Source organism: Cohnella algarum, from assembly GCF_016937515.1.
Lineage (GTDB): Bacteria > Bacillota > Bacilli > Paenibacillales > Paenibacillaceae > Cohnella > Cohnella algarum.
The window spans coordinates 3,360,689-3,384,039 of record NZ_JAFHKM010000002.1 but is presented as its reverse complement, the minus strand read 5'-3'; the positions used below and the strand labels follow the sequence as shown (position 1 = coordinate 3,384,039).

General features: G+C 56.8%; 18 protein-coding genes and 1 pseudogene. 3 read left to right on the top strand and 16 right to left on the bottom strand.

All coding sequences use genetic code 11. The annotated features are described in order from the left end of the window. Positions 1 to 16: 16 nt before the first annotated feature. The 4 genes from JW799_RS15030 to JW799_RS15015 form a co-directional block, all read right to left on the bottom strand. Complete coding sequence (locus JW799_RS15030; RefSeq protein WP_080834678.1) at positions 17 to 892, bottom strand: carbohydrate ABC transporter permease; 876 nt, start codon at positions 890 to 892, stop codon at positions 17 to 19. 102 nt (positions 893 to 994) lie between these two features. Further along, positions 995 to 2,341 (bottom strand): extracellular solute-binding protein, encoded by a 1,347-nt coding sequence (locus JW799_RS15025; RefSeq protein ID WP_205430507.1) that lies wholly within the window; start codon positions 2,339 to 2,341, stop codon positions 995 to 997. Positions 2,342 to 2,437: 96 nt separating this feature from the next. Continuing rightward, complete coding sequence (locus tag JW799_RS15020; RefSeq protein WP_205430505.1) at positions 2,438 to 3,979, bottom strand: helix-turn-helix domain-containing protein; 1,542 nt, start codon at positions 3,977 to 3,979, stop codon at positions 2,438 to 2,440. Next, the gene (locus JW799_RS15015; protein ID WP_205430503.1) at positions 3,960 to 5,741 is read right to left on the bottom strand and encodes a cache domain-containing sensor histidine kinase; all 1,782 of its coding nucleotides are present in this window, start codon (positions 5,739 to 5,741) and stop codon (positions 3,960 to 3,962) included. The genes JW799_RS15020 and JW799_RS15015 overlap by 20 nt, the downstream gene beginning before the upstream one ends. A gap of 240 nt (positions 5,742 to 5,981) precedes the next feature. On the opposite strand from JW799_RS15015, the gene JW799_RS15010 reads away from it, so the two are divergent. Next, on the top strand, positions 5,982 to 6,977 hold the full coding sequence (locus JW799_RS15010; RefSeq protein WP_205430501.1) for an acyltransferase family protein: 996 nt from the start codon (positions 5,982 to 5,984) through the stop codon (positions 6,975 to 6,977). Between the two features lie 22 nt (positions 6,978 to 6,999). Here JW799_RS15010 and JW799_RS15005 read toward each other — a convergent pair whose 3' ends face one another. From JW799_RS15005 to JW799_RS14990, 4 genes are all read right to left on the bottom strand, one after another. Further along, complete coding sequence (locus JW799_RS15005) at positions 7,000 to 7,881, bottom strand: cation diffusion facilitator family transporter (RefSeq protein ID WP_205430499.1); 882 nt, start codon at positions 7,879 to 7,881, stop codon at positions 7,000 to 7,002. A gap of 139 nt (positions 7,882 to 8,020) precedes the next feature. Then, entirely contained in the window at positions 8,021 to 8,701 is a 681-nt protein-coding gene (locus tag JW799_RS15000) for a cyclic nucleotide-binding domain-containing protein (protein ID WP_205430498.1), read from the bottom strand. 93 nt (positions 8,702 to 8,794) lie between these two features. After that, positions 8,795 to 9,373, bottom strand: coding sequence for a ribonuclease H-like YkuK family protein (locus JW799_RS14995; protein WP_205430497.1), 579 nt, complete (start codon positions 9,371 to 9,373; stop codon positions 8,795 to 8,797). 490 nt (positions 9,374 to 9,863) lie between these two features. Then, entirely contained in the window at positions 9,864 to 10,862 is a 999-nt protein-coding gene (locus JW799_RS14990) for a hypothetical protein (protein WP_205430496.1), read from the bottom strand. Between the two features lie 233 nt (positions 10,863 to 11,095). On the opposite strand from JW799_RS14990, the gene JW799_RS14985 reads away from it, so the two are divergent. Together JW799_RS14985 and JW799_RS14980 are read left to right on the top strand one after the other, a co-directional pair. Continuing rightward, positions 11,096 to 12,430 carry an FAD-dependent oxidoreductase gene (locus JW799_RS14985; RefSeq protein ID WP_205430495.1) on the top strand — a complete coding sequence of 445 codons (1,335 nt, stop codon included), beginning with the start codon at positions 11,096 to 11,098 and terminating at the stop codon, positions 12,428 to 12,430. Between the two features lie 157 nt (positions 12,431 to 12,587). Beyond that, entirely contained in the window at positions 12,588 to 13,811 is a 1,224-nt protein-coding gene (locus JW799_RS14980; protein ID WP_205430494.1) for an MFS transporter, read from the top strand. Positions 13,812 to 13,868: 57 nt separating this feature from the next. Here JW799_RS14980 and JW799_RS14975 read toward each other — a convergent pair. From JW799_RS14975 to pyrF, 8 genes and pseudogenes are all read right to left on the bottom strand, one after another. Continuing rightward, positions 13,869 to 14,461, bottom strand: a pseudogene (locus JW799_RS14975) (reverse transcriptase domain-containing protein); the annotation flags it as partial. 248 nt (positions 14,462 to 14,709) lie between these two features. Then, on the bottom strand, positions 14,710 to 16,374 hold the full coding sequence (locus tag JW799_RS14970; RefSeq protein WP_205430493.1) for a helix-turn-helix domain-containing protein: 1,665 nt from the start codon (positions 16,372 to 16,374) through the stop codon (positions 14,710 to 14,712). A gap of 105 nt (positions 16,375 to 16,479) precedes the next feature. Next, a complete protein-coding gene (locus JW799_RS14965) occupies positions 16,480 to 17,490 on the bottom strand; it encodes an ABC transporter substrate-binding protein (RefSeq protein WP_205430491.1) in 1,011 nt (336 codons plus the stop codon). Positions 17,491 to 17,652: 162 nt separating this feature from the next. Continuing rightward, positions 17,653 to 19,290: a PucR family transcriptional regulator gene (locus tag JW799_RS14960; RefSeq protein ID WP_080834698.1), complete on the bottom strand. Its 1,638-nt coding sequence runs from the start codon at positions 19,288 to 19,290 to the stop codon at positions 17,653 to 17,655. A gap of 84 nt (positions 19,291 to 19,374) precedes the next feature. Beyond that, positions 19,375 to 20,172, bottom strand: coding sequence for an ABC transporter ATP-binding protein (locus tag JW799_RS14955; RefSeq protein WP_080834700.1), 798 nt, complete (start codon positions 20,170 to 20,172; stop codon positions 19,375 to 19,377). A 16-nt stretch (positions 20,173 to 20,188) separates the two neighbouring features. Then, a complete protein-coding gene (locus JW799_RS14950; protein ID WP_240353295.1) occupies positions 20,189 to 21,007 on the bottom strand; it encodes an ABC transporter permease in 819 nt (272 codons plus the stop codon). 41 nt (positions 21,008 to 21,048) lie between these two features. Then, positions 21,049 to 22,137: an ABC transporter substrate-binding protein gene (locus tag JW799_RS14945; protein WP_080834702.1), complete on the bottom strand. Its 1,089-nt coding sequence runs from the start codon at positions 22,135 to 22,137 to the stop codon at positions 21,049 to 21,051. Between the two features lie 346 nt (positions 22,138 to 22,483). Further along, complete coding sequence (gene pyrF / locus JW799_RS14940; protein ID WP_205430489.1) at positions 22,484 to 23,332, bottom strand: orotidine-5'-phosphate decarboxylase; 849 nt, start codon at positions 23,330 to 23,332, stop codon at positions 22,484 to 22,486. Positions 23,333 to 23,351: the final 19 nt, after the last annotated feature.

The window sequence follows — 23,351 nt, the reverse complement described above, 5'->3', positions numbered from 1 at the left end:
CGCTGTCCCCCTTCTTTCATTGGCTTTTACGCGTCATCAGCAGTTGGCTGAGCAAAATGAGAACCGCGCTGACCAGAACGATCATCGTCGAAATCGCCGAGCCGTACCCGTACCGGTAAACGGCAAACGTGCTGTTGTACATATAAGTGGCCAGCAGCTCCGTCGTATGCGCCGGACCGCCGTGGGTCATGACGAACACCAGGTCGAACGCCTTCAAGCTGCCGGCGATGCACATGATGACGGTCACCTTGATCGTGTTCCAAATCATCGGCAGCGTGACGAGAACGAGTTTCTTCGCGCCTGTCGCCCCGTCCAGCCGCGCCGCTTCGTCCACCTCGGAGGGAAGATTCTGGATCGCGGAAATGAAAATAATCAGATAAGGACCGATGTTGGCCCAAATAACCGGAATCGACACCGCGTACATGTTGATGGCGGGATCGGACAGCCACGGCATGGCCCACGATTCCAGGCCGATCGCCTTCAGCACGTAATTGAGGACGCCGATCTGCGGATGATAAATGTATTTCCAAATGAGCGCGACGACGACCGTCGAAAGCACCATCGGCATGAAGACGGCCGACCGGATCGCCCTGCCGAACCACGAGTTCCGGTTCAGCAAAATCGCGAGCAGGAGCGCGATCGGCAGCTGTCCGAAGATGGAGGCGCCGACGATGATGATGTTATTTTTCAAGGCTCGCCAGAACAGCGGCTCCTGGACGACGGCGGCATAGTTGGCCCATCCCGCGAATTTCGGGTCCCCGATTCCGCTCCAGTCGAAAAATCCGTAGTAGGCCGACCATGCGATCGGAACGACCGCAAACAGCCCGTAAACGATCAAGGTCGGAGCCAAACACGCGAAAATAAAAGCCCGTAAACGTCCGGCGTTTGTCATGGACGCCTCCTTTCCTTCTCGCGCGGGCGTTGGCGCCCGGGCGATGAAACATCCGCATCCTGCCGGATGCGGATGTCCGTCCCTTTCGGATCTTTAGCGAGTCTATTGCGCCGAGCCCGCCTGCGCCGCCTGGATTTTTTCCGCAACCGCCGCCGGATCGCCGCCCAGCATCAGCTCCTGCAGGCCGTTGTTGACCGCCTCGCCGCCGGCAGCGGACAAGTAAAGGTCGTAAACCGGGCTGAACGACAGGGTCTTCACCAAGCCAAACGCATCGTTGAACAGCGGCGTCACCTTCGAAGCGTCGATGTCGACGTCGTACATCACCATCGAATTGCTTTCGGCGACCGCCTTTTGCGCTTCCGCACTGCTTAGCTTGTATATGAGCTCCATCGCCAGCTCCCGCTTCCGTCCTTCCGCTTCCGCGTTAAGCACGAAGCCGCCGCCGGGACCGCCCGTGATTGTGTTCGCCTCGCCTTTGCCGTTCGGAAGCGTCGGGAAGACGGCGACTCCGACCTTCTGCAGGGCTTCCTCCGAAGCGGATGCCGCCCAGTTGCTGATCGACCAGGCGCCGTTCATAATCATCGCGGCGTTGCCCTGGATGAAGTATTGCTCCGCCTGCGTATTGTCCAGGCTGTTCGCGCCTTCCTGGAACGCGCCCGCGTCGGACAACTGCTTGAAATAGCCTAGCGCCTCGACAAAAATCGGATCGGTAAACGACGCGCCGCTGCCGTCCTTCGCGTTCATGAACCATTCCGTGCCGGTGAGCCGGTCCGCCATGACGCCGAACATCGTGGATTGAGCGACCCATGGCGCCTGATTGCCCATCGCGATCGGCGTAACGCCTTTTGCCTTGAACGCTTCGATCGCGGCCAGCAGCTCGTCCCACGTTTTCGGCACGGCGAGGCCGTTTTGCTCGAACAGCTCCTTGTTATAGAACAGGAACGACGTCGCCGACATCGCCACCGGAACCGAATATACTTCGCCATCGTACGTGAAAATATCATAGGCTCCCGGCAGGAAACCGTCGGTCCACTCCTGGTTGCCGTCAAGCAGCTCCGTAATCGGCTGGATCAGGCCCGCCTTTTGAAATTCGTCGGTAAAGCTGCCCGAATAGGAAAGGAACACGTCCGGAAGCTCGCGGGCGGCCGCTACGGTCTGGATCCGCTGCCGATAGGAATCGGTCGGAATCGGCTGGGAATCGAGCAAGACTTCGGGATGCTCCTCCTGAAACTCGCTGATGAGCCGGCGCACCGTCTGGGCGCGCAAGTCGTCGCCCGAGTAATTGTGCCAGATGGAGAGAGATACCCTCTCCCCGCCTTCCGCGCTTGCCGAGTCCGAAGAACCCGCCGGGGCCGACGCTTCCCCGCCGTTCGAGCCCGAGCTGCCGCATCCGGCCAGAAGCGCCCCTAATAAAACGAGGGAAACGAAACCTTTCAACCTCTTTGTCATGTTTCTTAACCTCCCTGTGTTGGCTTTCCTCTTCTATTATAAAAAACTCTCTCCCGGGCATAAGGGGAGAGAGTTCAGAGCCGAGGGGGTGAAAATTCAGAACTTGCCGCGGTATTCGGAAGGCGTTTGTCCCGTGTGGCGTTTGAAAAGCCCCGTAAAGTACTTGATATCCTCGTAACCGACGCTTCTTGCGATGTCTTTGATTTTGTCGTTCGAACCGGACAGAAGAGACTTGGCTCGCTCCATCCGCTCCTTCGTCACGAATTCGATATAGTTCGTGCCCGTTTCCCGTTTGAACAGGTCGCTCAAGTAATTCGGGTTGACGTGAATGTGAGCGGCCGCCTGCTGGAGGGAGACGTTGCGGCCCAGATTCTCCCGGACATAGGCAATCGCCTCGGCGATATAATGATGGGTGCCGGAACCGAGCTCCAGGTATTGGTCCATGATCGATGCCAGTAGATCGCCCAGCACGTTCGCCGGTCCCGCCAGCAGCTCCTCGGGGGAAGGAAGCCGCATCCGTTCCTTCCCGAGCGCTTTTCCGTACGAGGCGGCGGTTCGCTCCAGCCAGCGATAACCCGCCGTCAACAGCATTTGCGCGTAAGCGTACAGGGAATCCGGCGTCGCGTCGGGGTCGTTCCGGATCCGGGCGCACAGACGCTCCGCCATGCCGCGAAGCTCCCGAGCGTCGCCGCTTCGGATGAGTCGCGTGAGCTCCCGTTCCTCCTCCTTCGGGAAAACCGGATCGATGCCTTTGCGTCCGCGAACCGCAGCGTACGCCACGAATCCGGCGTCATCCAGAAACCACCCGTAGCGGGAAGCCGTTTCCGCCTCCCGGAAGGAGACGGCCAGCTCCTCCGGCCGCCGGACCGGCGAGCCGGCAGAAACGAACAGCCGGCAACCGAGCTTCTTCTCCAGCTCGGCGAACGACCTCCTCAACTCGTCGTCGTCCTCCCGCTCTTCGGACCGGCTCAGCACAACGAGCATCCGCTTTCCGTAGCGCAGCGCGACGGAGGGGAACCGCTCCTGCAGACGGGTTCGAATCGTAAAATGCAAAAAACCGGCCGACATTCGCTCGTCCTGGCGCTTCACGGAAACGACGATCGCCTGAAGCAGCTCCCGGCCGCCGGATGGCGGCCGCATCCCGTCGAACAGCCGCTTAAGTTCATTCGGCAAGCGGTAATCGGGCGGATGATCGTGGAACAGCAACTCCTCCAGCGCCCCGCTGGCAAGGACGCCGGAAGCTCCGTCGCGGTCACGCCCGGCCTTGTCCAACAGGCGGCGCTTCGCGTTCAGGACGACGCGGACGATTTCGTCCGGACCGCTCGTTTTCAATATATAGTCGCCGACGCCTTCGCGTATCGCTTGTTGCATGTAAGAAAATTGACCGTAGCCGGAGAGCACGACGATTTCCGTAGCCGGAGCGCTCCGTTTCATTCGGGCCGCCATCTCGAGGCCGGTGATGCCTTTCATTTCGATGTCGGTCAATACGATCTCGGGCCGCTCGCCGGGAAATCGGCTTAGCGCCTCTTCGGCCGAAGAAGCCGGGTCCAGCAGCATGAAGCCGTGCTCCTCCCACGGAATTGCCTTGGCCAGCCCGTTGCGGATGTGGGGATCGTCGTCAACGATCATGAGCTTCATCGTCGGTCACCTCGAATATCGGTATCGTGAATGCCGCCTTCGTCCCAAGCCCCTCCCAGCTTTCCAAATGAAGTCCGGGATTGCCGGTATAATGCATGCGAAGCCTGCGATGAACGTTGCGCAAGCCATAGCCCCCGCCGATCGGCTTGTCCGGCGACCGCTCCGGCTCCCGTTCCAGCGAAGCCCGCAGCCGCTCCAGTTTTTCTTCGTCCATTCCGACCCCGTTGTCCTGCACAATGACGCGCAGCCACGGTCCGTCGCGGGCCATGCTCACCTCGATGCTGCCTTTTCCTTCTTTCGGAAGCACGCCGTGCCGAATCGCATTTTCGATCAGGGGCTGAAGCAGCAGCTTCAGCATCATTCCCCGCTCACAATCGGGGTCGATGTCAAACCGGACTTCCCATTCGTCCGGGTAGCGGTCGGACTGGATTCGCACATAGCTTTGAGCGTGCGCGGCTTCCTGCCCGACGGTGCAGTACTCTTCGCCGTCGTTCAGGCTGAAGCGCAAAAAATCGCTCAATGCCCCGACCATCCGCGCAATGCGGTGTTCGCGGTTGGCCATCGCCAGCCAGTGGATCGACGACAGCGTATTATAGAGAAAATGGGGATGGATTTGCGCCTGCAACGCGAGCAGGTCCGCCTCCTTTTTTCGGGCTTCGTTCTCTTTCACCCGTTCGGTCAGCCGCTGGATCCTGCCGCTCAGCCGATTGTAGCTCATGATGAGCTGCCCGACCTCGTCCACGGTTTGAGCCGGCAGCATCGGCAGCTCTTCCTCCGGGTTGCCGGTTTTCAAAAATCGGGCGAGCCGGCGAAGCGGCTGCGTAATTCGGGCGGTCAGAAACAAAATGATGCCGGCGAGAATCAGCCCCTCCAAAACGACGACGGCCGCAGTCAGCCGAAGCAAATGCTGGTTCTCGCTGCTGTACTGCTTGAACGGAATGACGCCGAGCAGCGTCCAATCGACGCCCGGCATCCGGTAAACCATCAGCGTCATTTTTCCGTCTCCGTCGCCGTAATTCAGAAACCCGCCGGACGCCTTGTCGAGCCTTACCCCGGGAAACCGTTCCTCGATCCGCGCTCCCGGAGCCGGGCCGTCTCCCGCGATCACCCGGTTTTGCCCGTCAAGCAGAAGCACGTACCCTCCCCCCTCCATCCCGGACCGGCGCAGGCTTCGAGTCAAGGCATCCCGATTCAGGCTGATCGTCAAATGGCCGATCGTGGCGTAGTGGTCCGTGCTGCGAATCGGCCGGCTCAGCGTCATCGTTTGTCCCGCCCCGGAAGCCCCGGAAAGCTGCGCGGCGAGCGACCACGTTTTATCCTCCCGGCCGGCGAAGCTCTCCGCCTCCTCTCGGGCAACCGGCTGCCGGGCTCCCGGCGTCTGGGAGTACGCGATCGCCTCCTTGTCGTCGTCCGGAACGATGCGGATGTCGGCGATATAATCTTTGGAAAATACGAGATTGGTCAAAAAAACGATGATGGAAGTGCGAAGCACGACGTTGCGCTGCGGCGCGCTCAAATAGCGTTGGACGTCATCGTCCCCGATCAGGAAAATGGACAGGTTTTCGACGTCCTTGACCATAAGCTGAAATTGCGTATCGAGCTGCCGAAGAATATTCATCCCCGAGAGCTTGGCTTTTTCCTCCGATACCGAGGACGCGGTATGATAGGAAAAATAACCGAGAAGCACGATCGGCCCAATCATGGAAACGATCAACAGAAACGACAGCTTTCGTCTGAGAGACCGCCCGAGCCAATGTTTCAACCGATCCCCCCTTTTTTTATTACCTCAAAAAGATTATTACATCATAATGTTAATATGTTTGAGAAGACAAGGGAACTCGGAAAATGAAATTCCGGAGCTTTCGATAAAACAACCTGTTTTGCTTGGATGTCCAGCTATGAACAATCGACAATTCCATATACGCAAATTTTTAACATAAAACGATTGGACGCCTTCCGTTTTAGTGATACAATATGTATCAAAAAAGGAGAGTGCCACTTTATGGTTAAAAACCGCGAAGCATGGATCGATTTCGCAAAAGGGCTGGGTATCATCTTTGTCGTGATGGGCCATTCGGGCGATAACGGGATCAATCCTTATTTGAGCTGGGTTGCCATGCCGCTTTTCTTTATGGTCAGCGGATTTTTATTTAAACCCGTTCAGGGCGACGCGTTCAAAAAATGGTCTCTGAAAAGAGCCAAACAATTGATGATTCCTTATTTTGCATACGGAGTCGTTATCGCGCTTCTGATCCTGATCAAGGACAAATTCGATTTCGGAATCTTTTTCGAAAATATTGGACTGCTTTTGTACGGGGGAGACGTTCTGAAGGGAAGCTTTGCGGTTTTCTGGTTCATCACTTGCCTTTTTTTGACCCAAATGCTTTTCGCGTTTATATCCAGATATCCGAGAACGGTCCAGTTTGCGATCGTTGCGGCATGCTATGTACTTTCGTTCGTTGTCGATTGGTCCGCGCTGTCCGTTCCGTGGAATGCGGATGTCGTGCCGCTTGCCCTCGTCTATTACGCGATCGGATACTATTTTAAAGATATCATCGTAAATTCGATCAAAAAAATTGGGATCCCCTTGTTGGCGCTGGCCGGGTCCGTTGCGTTCGTTTTGCTTAAACACGCCGGGGCGATCGATTTTCGAATGGACATGAAATACAACGTGTACGGAAATTTCGTCTTCGCGCTGCTCATTCCGCTTTCGTGCTTATTGGTTCTTTTCGCCTTAAGCTATTGCTTGTGCGAAATCATCCGTCCCAAATATAACGTCATGGTCAAACTGGGCGGCATGACCATGACCGTTATGTATCTTCACTTTCCGATTAACAATCTGGTCAACGAAGCTTTTCATATCCAGCCTAACCTCGTCGAGTTCACGTTAATGGGCATTTTCATTCCCGTAGCCGCGCATTTTTTGTTGAAAAGGATTCCCGTCTTCGAGGCCATCTTTATCAACTGGTCGCCGAAGCCCGCCAAGTCCCTCAACTGAAGCGAGTCCGTTCGAACCCCGCTTATTTCGCGGCGGATTCGAACGGCTCGATATGAATATGCGCATGCGCGATGCCGTGCGCCTCGAGCATGCGCCGCTCGATCTTTTCCGTGATCGCGTGGCTTTCGCTTACGTTAAGTTCCGGCTCGACCGCGATCGTCATGTCGACGAACGTGTTGTTTCCGTGAACCCTTGCTTTCACGTCGATGATTTTTTTGACGCCGGTTATGCCGCGGACGGTTTGCCGGATCGCCTGAAGCTCGGCGGCGTCGAAGCCGTCCGTAAGGGCGTGCGAGCTGTCGCGGAAAATTTCCCACGCCGTCTTGCAGATGATCAGCCCGACCGCAAGCGCCGTCAGCGGGTCGAGCCACGGCAATCCGAATTGCGAGCCGACGATGCCGACGAACGTCCCCGCGCTGACGAGCGCGTCCGAGCGGTTGTCCTGGGCTGCCGCCGTCAGCGCGGCGCTTCCGATTCTGCGGGCGAGACGGATATTGTACAAGTACACGAAGTACATGACGACCGCGCACCCGATGGCCGTCCAGCCGGCGATCATGTCGGGAGATTCGTAGGATTGGACCCGGAATTTGGAGACGGCCTGAAACAGAACCTGGAGTCCGACCGCCATCATAATAAAAGAAGCGACGAGCGACGCGACCGTTTCCGCCCGGAAATGGCCGTAGCGGTGATCCGCGTCCGGAGGCTTGCGCGAAATGCGAAGTCCGATCAGTACGGCGACCGAAGCGATAATGTCCGTCGCGTTGTTCAGCCCGTCCGCCCAAAGCGCTTCGGACAAGGCGATATACCCGATGAACAGCTTGAGAGCGGAGAGGAAGATGTAGGCCAGGATGCTGATCCAGGCGCCTCTTTCGCCTTGCTTTAAATTGTTGTACGTGTTTTCCATTGTTCCTCCACCCGTCCGCCGGTAATCTGTCTTTCTATCGTAAAGGACAGAATGCGTGTGGGTCTAGAGAAACAGTATTGCCGCAAACCTCAATAATCAGTCCGGGCAAACAGTGTTGTGCGGGGGCAATTTTTGAACGTTACAGTCCGGATGTTTTCTTCAGCCTGTTCAGCTCGCAAATGATGATTTCCCGATTGACGATCCGGATCAGCCCCTCGTTTTGCATTTCCGACAGCACCTTCGTCACCGTTTCCCGAACCGTGCCCGTCATATTGGCCAGTTGCTGGTGCGTCAGCTTCATGCCGAGCGATACCTCTCCCGATGACTTGTCGCGCTTTTCGGAAAGCCGCAGCAGGAGCCGGGCGATTCTCGTCCGCGCATGCGTAATCGTCAAATCGGAAATCATTTCGTTCGCGGCGCGCAGGCGTTCCATAACCGCATTCAGGATTTTGAAATAAATCGTCATATTCCCGCTCAACAGTTCCTGAAAATGCTCGCGCTTGACCGCGTACAGCGTCGTCTTGGCAAGCGTCCGGGCCGAAGCCGAGCGGTTCCGCTCTTCCCCGAGCAGCGCCATTTCCCCGAAAAAGTCGCCCGCGTTGAAGATCGCCAAAATAATTTCCCGATCCTCGTCGCTGCGAAATATTTCGACGACCCCGGAACGGATCAGGTACATTTCGTCGCCTTCTTCGTTTTCCCAAAACAAATACGTGCCCTTATCGACCGTCTTCGTTACGAACAGGGCAGCGAATGCTTCCAGCTCATGACGTTCCAAATGCTCGAAAAAGGGAAAGTGCCGCAAAAATTCGATATCCTGCACCGGCTCGACCTCCCGCTTGCGCCAATTCGTACTGGAACCTGATTAGGGATATTGTACCACGAAAAATCCGAAAACGGGGGACGCGAAGCGGGGCTACATGACGCGGCGCACGGGCTTTTTCGTAAAGCGGTTCGCATAGGACGACGCCACGATCGAATCCGGCTTGACCCTCGGCGCATAGCTGCCCATCGCCTCCACTCGCTCCACCATCTCCTGAACGTAAAGCGACGTTTTGTTGACGATCGGCTCCGTGCCGGCATCGATATCGATGTACGTCTCCAGCATGGCGCCCTGATAAACATAGGGCAGCAGCAGTTCCTCCATCCGGCCGATCGCCTCCTCGCCGAAGCAATGGGCGACGCTTTGCGATAAGGACGTTTCCAGCGTGAGCTTTTCCTTGATCGACGTCAGCTCGCGCGGCAGCGCCAACTGGCGGTAGCATGCCCACGCCCCTTTGCCCAAACGGTGAACGACGATGCCGGTGACGAACTTCGTATGCCCGCGGTGCACCTGGCTGTCCGTTCCGATGACGAAATGGTAGACGCTTTGGGGATCCCGGGCCATGAACTTGACGATCCGGTCCATCACGTCGTCGACGGAGAGACGGCTTTCCGACAAATTTTGAAAGACCATCTCGTCGGACGCGGCGATTATGCTGCTTCTTTTGCTCATCGTTTTCACCCCTGAGTTTGAAGTTGACTCCTATAAAATAAAAAGCCGCGCATGCGCCCCGGAGCGCCATCAGGCGCTGACCGGAAGCGAAACGCAGCTTGTCACATGCTTTCCTCGGGCCGTACTCGTTCGAATACTTCGTCTCGGCCGCCAGAAGCCGCATAAGGCGCGTTCGGGTATGATCGCGTTGTCGGGCAAACGAAAACCGTTTCCTTGCTTTCTCATCGCCGCGCCCTCCTTATGCCCGCCGTCCGGGCCGAATTCGAATCGGATTTCATGCTGTTATCTTACAACTATTCGAAAAAGTCTGTCAACTTCTTGTCCCTGGCGGCCCATGGGGCCGCTATTCAAATCTTTATACCCTATCATAAGCCGCTATGCCTCCAAAGTTCACGGCGTTTGGCGCTCCAGCTTGCGAAACACCTTATAGCTGCGGTCGGCGCACGCCGATAGGGCGATCGGAGGGAATCCGTGAACTTCGGCGTTTGCTTCAACCTTCATCCGATCCCCGCTTGAATAACTGTTCGAGCTCGACCGCGGCGGCACGAAGATCGACCGCTTTTCCCGCCTGCATCGACTCTTCCAAAACGCCGACGATCTCCCTGGATTGCCGGACGGCGATCGAGACTTCGTTCGACTCCTGGCCGCGCGCGCCCGCAATCCGTTCGAGCTGCCGCTCGGTTCGCCGCTTTATTTCCCGGAAAATATCCGCGTTTTTGCGAAATTCGGCGATTTTCCGCTCCAGCGCATCGGCCTCCCGCCGCGCTTTGCGAATATCGTCCTGCGCCTTCATCGCATCGAAGCTGCCGGAGTATTCCGCTTGGCGGATCGCCTCTTGCACCCGTTCCAATGCCGCCCTGAGCTCGCCGAGCGGATAACCGGTTTCCGCCGATACGGCATCAAGCAGAGCCGCAAGCTCCTCCGCCCTCTGGCGCACCCCGCCGACCGAAGACCTCATATCGCCGGCCAACCGCTCGGTTCCGGCCAGCTCCTGCTCATACTGCTTCGACTGCGAAAGCAGAGCGTTCGCTTCGGCGTTCAATTTGCCGATTCGATGAAGGGGACCGATCAGCGAAAAAAACGGGACCTTCTGCGCGCTCAGCCTCGCCTGCAGCTGCTCCGCCTGCCGGCGGGCCGCGAGCACCGCCTGTTCCAGCCGTTCCAGCGACTGGCGGGTCGACCCCTGAATGAATCCGTTATTTAAATCCTTGAACGTTTCCGACAAAATCAGCCCGTCAAGCTTCGCGGACGCTTCCCGATGCCGAAGCCTCGCCTTGTCCAGCCAACGTTTGACGATGTTGCGTTTAAGCCATAACACGATAAGCGCCGCAAGCAAAAACAGCGCCAAAAGCACAAGCAAAATCCCGACGATATTGGAGAAAATAAAAGAAAGAATTGCAGGAATCGACTCGGCGACGGCCGCGCCGATGGCGGCTTCCACGACCGAATCGAAATCTCCGTTTAACGTAACCTTATAAAAATCGCCCATGCTGTCTCCTCCCGTCCGTTTAAACCTTACATTTATTATCGGCGTCCGGCCTCTTCCATGCAACCGGCGGAGAATGGCCCGAAAAAAAATATTTGTGCCTTTTTTCACAAAAACGGTTGCCAGCTGCCGAAAAATCGAATATGATAAATCCAACAAACGATTGTGAATTAAATCACAATATAAGATTATATGTGAAATGATTCACAATCAACGTTCAAAAAGGAGGCCTTCCCATGAAAGTCATCGTCATCGGCTGCACCCATGCCGGAACCGCGGCCGCAACCCAAATGGCCAAACTCTATCCCGAAGCCCGAATTACCGTATACGAACGGAACGACAACATCTCCTTCCTCTCGTGCGGCATCGCCCTGCATGTCGGCGGCGTCGTCCGCAACGCCGAAGACCTTTTCTATTCGAACCCCGGCAAGCTTGCGGAGCTGGGCGTAACCGCCCGCATGCGGCACGACGTTCTCGCCGTCGATACGGAAGCCCGCACCGTTCGCGTGCGCGACTTGACGACCGGCGAAACCCGCGAAGACACATACGACAAGCTTGTCGTGACGACGGGGTCGTGGCCGATCGTGCCGAAAATGGAAGGCATGGAGCTTGAAAACATTTTATTGTGCAAAAATTACGGCCACGCGCAAACGATCATCCAAAAAGCGGCCGGCGCGAAACGCGTCGTCGTCGTCGGAGCCGGCTACATCGGCATCGAGCTCGTCGAAGCGTTCGAGCAGCTCGGTAAGCGGGTCACCGTCATCGACAACACGCCGCGCGTTTTGTTCAAATACCTGGACCGGGAATTTACGGACAAGGTCGAGACGGAGCTCGAAGCCCGCGGCATTCGTCTGGCGCTCGGGCAAACCGTGACCGCTTTTGGCGGAGAAGCGGGCAAAGTGACCCGGGTCGTCACGACGAAAGGCCAATATGAAGCCGACATGGTCATTCTCTGCATCGGCTTCCGTCCGAATACCGAGCTGCTGAAAAATCAGGTCGACATGCTCCCGAACGGAGCCATCGTCGTCAACGAATACATGCAGACAAGCAAGCCGGACGTATTCGCCGCCGGAGACAGCTGCGCGATCCGCTACAATCCGACAGGGCAGGCCGCCTACATCCCGCTCGCCACGAACGCCGTCCGCATGGGAACGCTCGTCGCCCGCAATCTGGTGAAGCCGACGACCAAATATTTGGGCACCCAGGGAACGTCGGGCATTAAAATCTTCGACTACAACATCGCCTCGACGGGGCTCACGGAACAAGCGGCTCTTGATGCGGGGTTGAATGTGAAAGAAATCACAATCGAAGACAGCTATCGCCCCGAATTTATGCCCGCTTACGAGAAGGCGCTTCTCAAAGTCGTTTATGAAGCGGAAAGCGGAAGGATCGTCGGCGCGCAGGTGCTCTCGAAAGCCGACTTGACGCAGTCGATCAACACGCTGTCGGTCTGCATCCAAAACCGGATGACGATCGAGGAGCTCGGGTTCGTCGACTTCTTCTTCCAGCCGCATTACAACAAGCCGTGGAACTTGCTGAACCAGGCCGGCTTGCAAGCGCTTGGCGTATAACCGCGGGAAACGTCCGGCAGCGGCGAAAACGGCCCGCGCCCTGTCAATATTTGGCCTTGCCAGGCTCCCGAATAGAGACTATACTGTGCTGTTGCGGCCACATAAAAAAACAAGGCCGCCCCTGCGGGGATTCAACGGATAGGAAGAGGACCGTCTCATGAATGCAGCACAGCCTTACGCCGCCCGACCGCGGGCGAAAAAACAGCGTTTCCCGTTTTCCTTGTACTGCTTGACGCTCGGCGCTTTCGCCATCGGCATGACCGAGTTCGTGATCATGGGGCTGCTGCCCAACGTCGCCGCGGATTTGAACGTGACGATTCCCCAGGCGGGACAGCTGATTACAAGCTACGCGCTCGGCGTCGCTTTCGGCGCTCCCGTCCTGACCGTCGCGACGCACCGCGTTCCGCCCAAGCTTTTGCTGCTGCTCCTGATGGGCATCTTTATCGCGGGCAACGTCCTGTCCGTCTTCGCGCCGAACTATCCGTTTCTGATCGTGACCCGGATCGTCACCGCGCTCGCTCACGGAACGTTTCTCGGCGCCGGCACGATTATGGCGTCCAAGCTCGTCGCCCCGGAACGCAGAGCCGCGGCCGTCTCGATGGTGCTCGCCGGCTTATCGATTTCCAACATCGTCGGCGTGCCGTTCGGCACGTTCATCGGACAGCAATTCGGCTGGAGAGCCTCGTTTGCGGCCATCGCCCTGCTCGGCGTCGTCGCCTTGCTGGGCATCGCCAGGTTCATCCCCGTCATCGGCTCGGGCGAATCGTCGAATCTGTCCGACCAGGTTCGCGGCTTGTTCAACCGCAAGGTGATGGTGACGCTCCTGACCGGGGCCTTCTGCTGCGCCAGCTTGTTTTCGCTCTTTACGTACATCACGCCGATTCTGATCGATATCAGCGGCTTTCAGGAAGCAAGCGTCACCTGGATTCTCGTCCTGTTCGGGATCGGAATTACGCTCGGAAACTTGCTCGGAGGCAAGCTCGCGGACTGGAGGCCGATGGGATCGACCGTCATGGTTTTGGCCGCGCTGGCCGTCATCCTCGCCCTGTTGCCGTTTGCCTTTCCGAATTCGGCGTTGGCGGTCGCTTCCGTATTTATATGGGGGGTTGCGGCGTTCGCCGTGCTGCCCGGCGTTCAGGTGCGCATTATGACGCTGGCGAAAGCCCCGCTGCTCGCCTCCAGCTCCAGCCACTCGGTGATGAACGCCGGCAACGCGGGAGGCGCCTACCTCGGCGGGGTCGTCATCACGTACGCCGGTTTGTCATACGTGCCTTATCTCGCGTCGGCGCTGGCGCTCTGTTCGCTGGGCGGCGCCGTTGCCGGCTTCCTGCTGGAACGCAAACGGCAACCGGCCGCGGCGGCAGAAGCGGTTGCGCGATAACCATCCGGTTACGCGGATATCGGCCCGTACACCGCCCCCGCGATCGAGTAGGTAGGAGCGGGTGTTGGCCATAACGAAGCATGCCCAATCCGGTACGCCGAGCGCCCGGAGTTCGCGAGTACGTGTACGGACCCGTTTCCACTGCTTCCACAGACACATCCGAAGCCAGCGGCGAATCCACTGGTCGAATTGTTCGCAGTGGGTTTTCGCAGATGCCAGGCGGAAGTAGCCTAGCCAACCCATCGTGTAGCGGTTTAGCTTACAATAGGATGTTTGCCAGCAGCGGGCTAAGCGGTCCGCCTTGCGGTATCCCTTCTTCGGTCTTCTGGCAGACTCCGCCCACCATGACTCCAGCGTTTAGGTAGGCACGGATTAGCTTCAGGACGCGCTTGTCCTTTATTTTCCTCGCCGCCCTCGCCATGAGCATGTCATGATTGACCTTATCGAAGAACTTCTCCAAGTCCACGTCGACCGTCCAGCGCAGTCCACTCTGGATGTAAGCCTTGGGCTTCTTTTACGGCGTCGTGCGCTCGCTTGCCCGGCCGAAAGCCGTGACTGTGCGGGGAGAACTCGGAATCGAAGATCGAATTCATCACTTGCAGCAGCGCTTGCTGGAGGAATCGGTCCATCACGGCTGGGATGCCAAGCAGCCCTCTCCTTTCGGTTCGGCCCTTCCGCTACGAAGGAACTTCGCCTATTCCGCAGGCCTCCCCATATAAGAACGTCATCTGTCTGCCCGCGACTACAGGGATAGCCCTTGGCGGCTTTGGATTTCGTTGTGTGCGGGCAACTCATCCGACTATTCCTGCCTCAAATCCAGTTCGTCCTAAAGATGACGCCCATGCTGGGCGTACAGCGAATAACAGCCTGCCCCTCTTGGGACAACCCGTCTTTTCATTCAGGAACTCCTACCCAAAATAACCGGAAGCACGGGAAAGAGCCGATCCTTCGTAATCGGGTCGTCGTAATTCCAATGGGCCTCGCTCACGTAAGCAAACCCGTTGCGGACGGCGTCCAGTCCCAGCCAAATTTCGCTGTTCGCAAGCTTGACGAGCGCTTGAGCGGAAGCCGCATCCTCGCCAACGAGCAGAAATACGCGATCCCCCGCGTACCCGGGAAGCTGCTCGAGGGCAATGCTCCGAAACGTAATTTGCTCTTCGATCATTTCGGCGATTCGGACGGGCGGACGGAACGCCAGCGGATGATAGAGCGTTGTAGCCAGGCCGCGCTGCCCCATGACGTACAGCTGGCCGCTTAGCAGCAAGAATACCGACGCCGTCTCCCGCGACCCGATTTCCGGCCGAAGCCTCGCCCACATTTGGCCGGTACGGGCTTCGCAGCGGCGAATCCATTGTTCCGCCTGACGTGTCTTCCCGAACAATTCCGCGATTCGTCTGAGCCGCTCGTAAGGATGCCAGTTTTTCTCGATAAAAATCGTCCGTGCCAAACCGGATAACGACCGCATCGACTCGTCCGGGACCGAGCAGTGCAAAATCAGGTCCGGCTCCAGCCGCCGAATCGCGGCCAAATCGCCGAGCGGACCGACGTCCGCGATGTTTTGCAGCTCGCTCCGGTAAACGACCTGCCTGCCGATCACGGTCATATCCGCCCCCACCGGCCGGATGCCCAATGCGATCATTTCGCCCAGCCCATAACCGACGGCGACGATGCGGGAAGGCTTGGCCGGCGCGGGAACGAGCGGCCCGGCCGTCGTATCCCGCTCTTCCCTCCGGTGAAGCTTCGCATACTGCCTGGGCGAAATCCCCAGCGTTTGGCGAAAACGCCGGTTGAAATAATATTCGTCCTTGAACCCCGTGCTCCGCGCGATCTCCCGGAGCGGCTCGTCCGTCCGAAGAAGCAGCTCCTTGGCCCGGTTCATGCGAATGTCGTTCAGGTAATCGAGCGGTTTCTTCCCCGTTTCCGCCTGAAACAAGGCGCTGTACTGCCAGCGGGCCACGTTGGCCAACCGAGCCAACCGCTCTACCGTTATCTCTTCCCGGTAGTGTTCCTCAAGGTAGGCCGCCGTCTTTTTTACCGCCGATGCCGCATCCCCGTTCCCCAATCGACGGTTCGATCGATCCTTTTCCAGCAGCAGCAGAAGCAGCTCCTGCAGCCGGACTTCCCTTTTGAAGCGTTGGACGCCGTCTTCGTCCCCCATCCCTTCCGCCGTTTCCGCCAATTCGTCCAGCAAACCGTCCAGACGGGAGCCGGGCGAAGCGTCGATCGGCCGCTTATACGGCAAAAATTCCCCAAGCCGCCCGGCCGGCGCCCTTCCCCCCAATTGGTAAGCGCGGAAACCGACGCGATAGCCCGCGACGTTCCCGTCCAGGCAGCCCCATTCCAGCGAGCAGTCCGGAGGCAGCACCAACGCCGTTCCTTGCCGGAACGCGCACGGGACGTCGTCTATTTTCAGCAAGCCGCTTCCCTCGGCAAAAACGAAAATCTCATGAGCGGCCGTTCGACAGGCGATGCCCATCGCCGGATCCTGAAACGACGACGTTCCCTCCCATGTGAAAAGCAGGGAATGATGAGACGAATTCGTATCCGGCGGCATCGAATCCATTCCGGTTCCTCCAATGAGAATAATTATCAATAAACCTATTTTAATGAAAAAACGGAAGCTTTTCAACGCATCGTTGAAAGCTTCCGTTTGCCATTGCATCAGGCCTTACTTGTTCATGATAACCGGCAGCTCGTCGAGCAACCGCTCTTTCGTGATCGCGTCGTCGAAATTCCATTTGGTCGGGATATAAAACACCTGCCCGTTCTCTACCGCAGCGATCGACTTCCAGACGGCGGCGCTCGCAAAGGAATCGGTCGCCGCCCTCGCGGTTTCGTCCTGGTCTGTCAGTACGAACAGCCAATCGCCGGCGTAGTCGGGCAGAAGCTCGGACGACACTTGGGCGAACGATTGGTTTTGGTCGATCATTTCCGCCTTCACTTTCGGCGCGGGCGCATAGCCGAGCGTGCCATACAGCGTGGCGGCAAATCCGCTGTCGCCCATCAGCCACAAGTCGGTTCCGAGCTGGAGATATACCGTTGCCGTCGCTTCGGAACTGGCCCCGAGCCGCTCCCGGACCTTTGCGGATTTTTCCTCGTACCCCGCGATCCAATCCTCGGCTCCCCGTTTTTTATCGAGCAGATCGCCGAACACCCTTAGCCTCTCGTTCGTTGACAGCCGGTCGTACGTCACCGTCGGCGCAATTTTGGACAAATTCTCGAAGGCTCCCTCCTCATAGTAAGAACCCCCGCTGTCCAGCAAAATCAAATCCGGCTCAAGCGCCGCCACCTTCTCCAGATCGCCGAGCAAATCGCCGACGTCCGCGATCCCTTCCAGCATGTCCGGATAAGCCACCTGTTCGGCGATGATGCCGAGCGCGGCCCCGACCGGCTTGACCCCAAGCGCCAAAATATCCCCCGGCTCCCCGCCCGTATAGACAACCCGCTGCGGACGAACCGGAATTTCGACCGTATGTCCCTTCGAATCCGTATACGTTCGCGTTTGCAGCTCCGCCTCCGCGCTGGCGCTTTGCTGCGGCGGTAACGAGGCGCTTGCTTGCGCCCCGGCCGTACTTGCCGGATTCGCGGCGTTGTTCGGCTGTGAGCCGCAAGATGCGAGCAGAACGCTCGAAACGATCGCCGCGCAAAGAACGGCGAAGAAACGACGTAACCTGTTCATGGCGAATGCTTCCCCCATCGAGTCGATTCATTTGGAATAATGAGAATCATTATCGCAGAATCTATCGTAAAGGAGTTTCCATTCGGGGGCAATGGAGAAAATCGAGCTCTTTTTTGGGACAAACCGCAAGGCGAGCCCGATAAAAATGACAATTCGGAGCCGCTACGGCATGTCCGAAAACAAAACCTGATGTATTTTAAGGCCGACATGCAGCAGCAGCCGTTGTTCCGAATCGTGCAGGCTGCATCCGGTGATTTGCTCGATTTTCTGAAACCGGTACTTCATCGTATTGACATGTATAAAAAGCTTTCCGGCCGTTTCGGCCAGCATGCAATTATTCGCGAAATACTCCTGGAGCGTCTGCACGAGATTGGAATTGCTGATCCAGTCGTATTCCGCCAGCTTGCCGATCGTCTCCGAATACAGACTTTCCAGCTCGTCCGAATCGCACAGCTCGCTAAGCAGGCGGAATACGCCCAAATCTTCGTAGTGAATGATTTTCTTTTCTCCGCAGATGGGTTTTCCCAACCGGATAACCTTGACGGCCTCGGCGTAGCCTTGATGAATTCCCTTCAGCCCGGGATAAAATCTGCCGATGCCTACGGTGATTTTCAAGTCGTCGAACTCCTCCGACAAATGGCGCTGGATCGATTCCGCGACGCGCATGACAGGCTCTTTTTGCGGATCGTTTCGATACAGCAAGCCTTCCTTGCCGTTCCCGTCCTTCCGGGGATAGAGAACGATAATCAGCTCCTTCTGCAGGGTCACGATCGCCTTGCGGTCTCCGAAACGGAACAGGTCGACGACTTTAAGCAGCATGCTTCTTTTCCGTTCCTGATACTTCAGCGATTCCTCGATCGCGATCGATAAAATCTGATAATGCTGGGTCAAATCCCAGCCGAACTGCTTCCCTTTCGCGATGACGCCGGAATCGTCCTGAACTTGCCCGTGCAGCACCGCCGATAAAAAGTCGTCCTTATAGGTCTGATCCACGTCGGACTTGGTAATCGCCTTGAGAAATTCCATCGCCATGAGCGGCATGGTCCGGTCCAGCACGTGAAAATCGCGCTCCAGAAACTCCCGCTCGGTTTGCCAGCACGTAATATCGCCGTAAAGCTCGTCATTGAACAACAGCGGAGTCACGATGCAAGACGTCGGTTGACCGTCGAGCATCCGCTGCATCCGGATCGTGCGCTTCGCCGACTTCAGCTCCTTTTTCTGCATTCGGGTAAGCGGTTCGACGCCTCTCCCCTGGAAAAAAGCTTCCTGCGCGGGAATTTCGGATCCTACCGTAATCATATTGTCCGTCATCTGCTGCACGGCCTTGATCAGCGCCGCGATTCCCTTGCCCCCCATCGCCAGCTCGGTCGTCCATTGGAAGAACGATTCCAGCCGCTCTCTTCCCGGATCCGATTTGCGGATCATCACTTCCATCAGAGGGGTCATAATGTCCAGATAGGAAACTTCGTTGTCGATTTCAATGATCGGAAGGCGGAGACGATCCCCCGCGTCCTTGATGACCTGCGGAATTTCCTGGACAAAGCGTCGCGTCTTGATGGCCAATGCGGAGCTTCCCACCTCGTTCAGTTGATCCGCCACTCTCGAAATCGCCTCCTCATCTTCCTTGATGGGATACAGGCTGGTGAGCAGCAGTTCGTTTCCTTTCAGCCAGCGAATGACATCCGGCACTTCCATGACGGTAATGAAATCGATCGTCCGGTCCAGTCCGTCTTTGCCCGCGACGACCTCGCAACGGGTCAGTCCTCCGATTTTCATAGCTTCTCTAACGGTAATTCCCATTCGGCACCTTCTTTCCCTCGAACCGGAAGTTTTGCAACCGAAAAGAACCGATTTGCGCCGCATATCTCGCCATTTCTTGCGAAGCTACAATTCCGACAAAATACCCTGCGCCTTGAAAATCGACCGGATGTCGTTCACGTGCTCGGAAAATTTCCGATGGATCCGCGTATCGCTGTTGCGGGGGCGCGGGAGATCGACGAGAATGTCCTCGACCACGCGGCCCGGACGATTGCTCATCACCAGCACCCGATCCGATAAAAACACGGCTTCCTCGATGCTGTGCGTAATGAAAATGCACGTAAACCGGTACTTGGCGAAAATTTTCAACAGGTCATACATCATCTGCTCCCGGGTGAGGGCGTCCAAGGCTCCGAACGGCTCGTCCATAAAAAGAAGCTCGGGCTCCTGGATCAAGGCTCTGCAAATCGACACCCGCTGCCGCATGCCGCCAGACAGCTCGTAGGGATATTTGTTTTCGAAACCTTTTAACCCCACGAGTTCGAGCAATTCTTGCGCGCGCTCCCGGTTTGTCTTCCGGTTGGGCCTCGACCACCAGCCGACTCCCTGAATTTCCAGCGGAAGCAGCACGTTGTCGATCACATTGCGCCAATCGAGCAGCACGTCCTTTTGAAACACGACCGCATTGCCGTCCACCGGACCGTCGATTTCCTCGCCGTTTATGCGAATCGATCCGTAAGGCGTCGAATCGAGGCCGGCCATCAAATTCATCAGCGTGCTTTTGCCGCAGCCGCTGGGGCCGACGACGGAAACGAACGAGCCGGCTTCCAGGGACAAGGACATCCGGGATAACGCGTGCAAAGGCCCTGTCCGGGTATCGTATACTTTTTCGACTTGATCCAGAACGATCGATTTGCCGCTCATGTTTACGACCTCCTTTTCAAGCCTTGATGCCAGGGCATCGCCAGCCGCTCGATAAAATGCACGATATAAAACAGGCCGATTCCCATGACGGCAAGGATGAATAACGCGCAGAACTCCAACGTCGTGTCGAGCTGGGAGTTCGCCACCAGCTGGAGGTATCCGATTCCTCGCGAGCTCGCCACGAATTCCGCCACGACCGCCCCGACCACCGCCAAAGTGATGCCGACCTTAAAGCCCCGAACATGCTGGGAAGCGCCTTGGGCAAACGAAAATAGGTGAAAATTTGCAGCCTCGACGCCCTCATCGATCTCGCCAGGCTGTACATTTCCTTGTCCATGGATTGCAGCCCGATCACCGCGTTGATGACGATCGGAAAAAACGAAATGAGGAACACGATCAAGATTTTCGTCTTCATCTCGTAGCCGAACCAGATGACCAGCAGCGGCGCCATCGCGACCATCGGAATGCAATGGACGCCTACGAGAATGGGATAGACGGTGTTCGCAAAATACCGGTACGATACGATCAGGATAGCGACGGGAATGCCGATCAGAACGCTTAGAAAAAATCCGGCCAGCACTTCGGTCAGCGTATACCCGGCATGCCTCATCAACGAAGCGAAATCCTGAATGAACCGCTCCGCGATGCGCAACGGGGAAGGAACGAGGTACTCGGGGATCGGGAATACCCAGTAGAGAGCCTGCCAGACGATCAGGAGGGCGGCCAGCGTCATGGTGACGGAGATGCCCTGGGAAACCTGCCTCCATTTCAATTTCACATAGCCGCCCGGTTTAACCGGTTTTTCCAACAAAAGCTGCATCGGTTTTTCACTCATGAGCATGTTCCTTTCCGGAATGCCGAAACTTATTCGTTCGTTTACCGCGCCGGCAAATAATCGTTCGTGTAGTAGGCCGACAGGTCCTTGCGCGCCTTGATCAGCGCGGTGCTTTCCAGAATGTCCAACGTGGCCGCAAAGCTTTCTTCGTTCATCCAGCCGTAAGGATGCGCTTCGTTATCCAGCAATTCGGCCGTACGATGGATTTGATCGACAAAAAGCTGCTCGTCAACCGTTTCGGGAAACAGTTCTTTCATGATTTTCGCCGCTTCCTCCGGGTTTTCCATCGTATATTTCAAGCCTTCGTCGATAGCGGCCAGGAATCGCTTGGTCGTGTTCGGATTTTCCGCAAGAAAATCGTTGTGAGCCACCAACGTCAGCCCCGCCACGTTATAGCCGTAATCCTTCGCAAACATCGTTTCCAGCTTTACTCCCAGCTTCTGTTCGAACATCGGAAGCTCGTTTGTGGAGAACACCTCGATCGCGTCGGCTTGCTTGGTTAAAAAAGCCGAGTTGCGGGCGGATGACTCCAGATGAACCTGGGTAACCTTCGAGGCATCGACCTCGTTCGTTTCCATAAACTTGTCGATCAGCTTCGTAAAGGTAGAGGTCGGCGACATCGCAATTTCTTTGCCTTCCAGATCCTTCGGCGATTTTACCGGGTTATCGGGAAACGACAGGATGACGAGCGGCGAATTCGTCATATAGGAAGCGATCATCTTGACCGGCATATTTTCCCCGATGCCTTGGGAAGGCTCGACGGTGGACACGACGGCGAAATCGTCGTTTTTTTGGGCGACGGCCTGCAGCGCCGGCGTCGAACCGCTCCCCTCCATGACCTCCACGTCCAGCCCGTATTTTTCGAAAATGCCCCGTTCTTTCGTAACGTAAAACGGAGCGAACTCCCCCTTGATCTTCCAATTCAGCCGAAACGCGATATCCGTTTTTTCCGGCGAGGGCAGCGTTTCCGACAAATCGCCGGATTTCGGAGCTTCCTCGGCCGAGGCGGTCGAGGCGGCCGGCGTCGCGGCGGGTGAAGCGGCAGGCCGTTCCGGTTCGGAGGCGCATCCGCTCGCTAGGACAAGGACGGCCGACAAAAGACCGAATACGATACATTTAAACTTTTTCATATGACTCCCTCCCAAATATATATCCTTTTATGTTAAAAACAATAACATATTGGCTACATAAACATCACCCTTTTGAATGAAAATGATGGCAATTATGTATCGAAATATCGATTTAACACGATTATAACAAGTAAGATGCTGGTTCGGCATGTGTATAATGACAAAAATGGCGTGAATCTTATGTCCGAATCTCCATTTTAATCTAACATCAAATGTGAGAATCAGCGAAAAGCAAATGAAAAAAGGGACAGGGCGACGCTTCGCCGCCCGTCCCTTTCTGTTGCGTTTTACCGCCGGCTAAACCTGGCGCCATTGATTTGCTCCCTTGCCTTTTCGGCCGCTTCCGTTATCCGCCCGCGCATTTCGCCTTCCGTCGTTTTTTTCCAATCCCGGTCGTCCGCATAACAGTAAATGATTCCTCTCGACGCCGACACAACCGCGCCGTTCCCGTCTTGATCGAAGAACGCCCCAGATCCTCCGCTTTTCCGCCTTGGGCCCCGAAGCCCGGAACGAGAAAAATCGAACTTGGCATCGTTTTGCGGAGGATTTGGGCTTCTTCGGGATAAGTAGCCCCCACGACCGCGCCGATATACGAAAACCCGTTCACCCCCCGCGTCCGGCCGGCCAAGCGATGGAACCGTTCCGCCATCTCCAGGCAAAGCGTCTGCCCGCTTTCCAGCTTCGCTCCCTGGATCTCCCCGAAGAAGGATTGGATGTTTTCAACAGCAAAAACACGCCCTTGCCGTTCTCCCCGGCGGCTTCGATGAAAGGCATGTAGCCGTCCGTTCCCAGAAAGGGATTTACGGTCACCATATCCCCGCCAACGGTCCGTCCCCAAAAAAGCGCGCGCGTAAGCCGCGGAAGTCGGTCCGATGTCTCCTCTTTTGGCGTCGTTGATGACGATCAGGTCCCGGGATTTGGCGTAGTCGATCGTTTTTTCCAACGCCCGCATGCCGTCGCTTCCGTAAATTTCGTAATACGCAAGCTGGGGCTTGACCGCGATGACGGAATCGGCCGCGGAATCGATCACGATTTTATTGAATTCGTAAATAGCTTCGGAAGCCCGCCGGGCGGAGCCGCCGGCCCTTTCCGCCAGGAAATCCGGAAAAAAACGAACGTCCGGATCCAATCCCACGACCAGAACGCTGCTTTTCCGCCTGCCCGTCTCGATAAGCACATCCGCAAAGTTGCCCAATCGACGATGTCCCTTTGTG

Bases quoted from the DNA above. Each gene is read 5' to 3' on its own strand.
- JW799_RS15030 (WP_080834678.1), bottom strand. From the start codon at position 892: ATGACAAACGCCGGACGTTTACGGGCTTTTATTTTCGCGTGTTTGGCT.
- JW799_RS15025 (WP_205430507.1), bottom strand. From the start codon at position 2,341: ATGACAAAGAGGTTGAAAGGTTTCGTTTCCCTCGTTTTATTAGGGGCG.
- JW799_RS15020 (WP_205430505.1), bottom strand. From the start codon at position 3,979: ATGAAGCTCATGATCGTTGACGACGATCCCCACATCCGCAACGGGCTG.
- JW799_RS15010 (WP_205430501.1), top strand. From the start codon at position 5,982: ATGGTTAAAAACCGCGAAGCATGGATCGATTTCGCAAAAGGGCTGGGT.
- JW799_RS15005 (WP_205430499.1), bottom strand. From the start codon at position 7,881: ATGGAAAACACGTACAACAATTTAAAGCAAGGCGAAAGAGGCGCCTGG.
- JW799_RS14995 (WP_205430497.1), bottom strand. From the start codon at position 9,373: ATGAGCAAAAGAAGCAGCATAATCGCCGCGTCCGACGAGATGGTCTTT.
- JW799_RS14990 (WP_205430496.1), bottom strand. From the start codon at position 10,862: ATGGGCGATTTTTATAAGGTTACGTTAAACGGAGATTTCGATTCGGTC.
- JW799_RS14985 (WP_205430495.1), top strand. From the start codon at position 11,096: ATGAAAGTCATCGTCATCGGCTGCACCCATGCCGGAACCGCGGCCGCA.
- JW799_RS14980 (WP_205430494.1), top strand. From the start codon at position 12,588: ATGAATGCAGCACAGCCTTACGCCGCCCGACCGCGGGCGAAAAAACAG.
- JW799_RS14970 (WP_205430493.1), bottom strand. From the start codon at position 16,374: ATGGATTCGATGCCGCCGGATACGAATTCGTCTCATCATTCCCTGCTT.
- JW799_RS14965 (WP_205430491.1), bottom strand. From the start codon at position 17,490: ATGAACAGGTTACGTCGTTTCTTCGCCGTTCTTTGCGCGGCGATCGTT.
- JW799_RS14960 (WP_080834698.1), bottom strand. From the start codon at position 19,290: ATGGGAATTACCGTTAGAGAAGCTATGAAAATCGGAGGACTGACCCGT.
- JW799_RS14955 (WP_080834700.1), bottom strand. From the start codon at position 20,172: ATGAGCGGCAAATCGATCGTTCTGGATCAAGTCGAAAAAGTATACGAT.
- JW799_RS14950 (WP_240353295.1), bottom strand. From the start codon at position 21,007: ATGAGTGAAAAACCGATGCAGCTTTTGTTGGAAAAACCGGTTAAACCG.
- JW799_RS14945 (WP_080834702.1), bottom strand. From the start codon at position 22,137: ATGAAAAAGTTTAAATGTATCGTATTCGGTCTTTTGTCGGCCGTCCTT.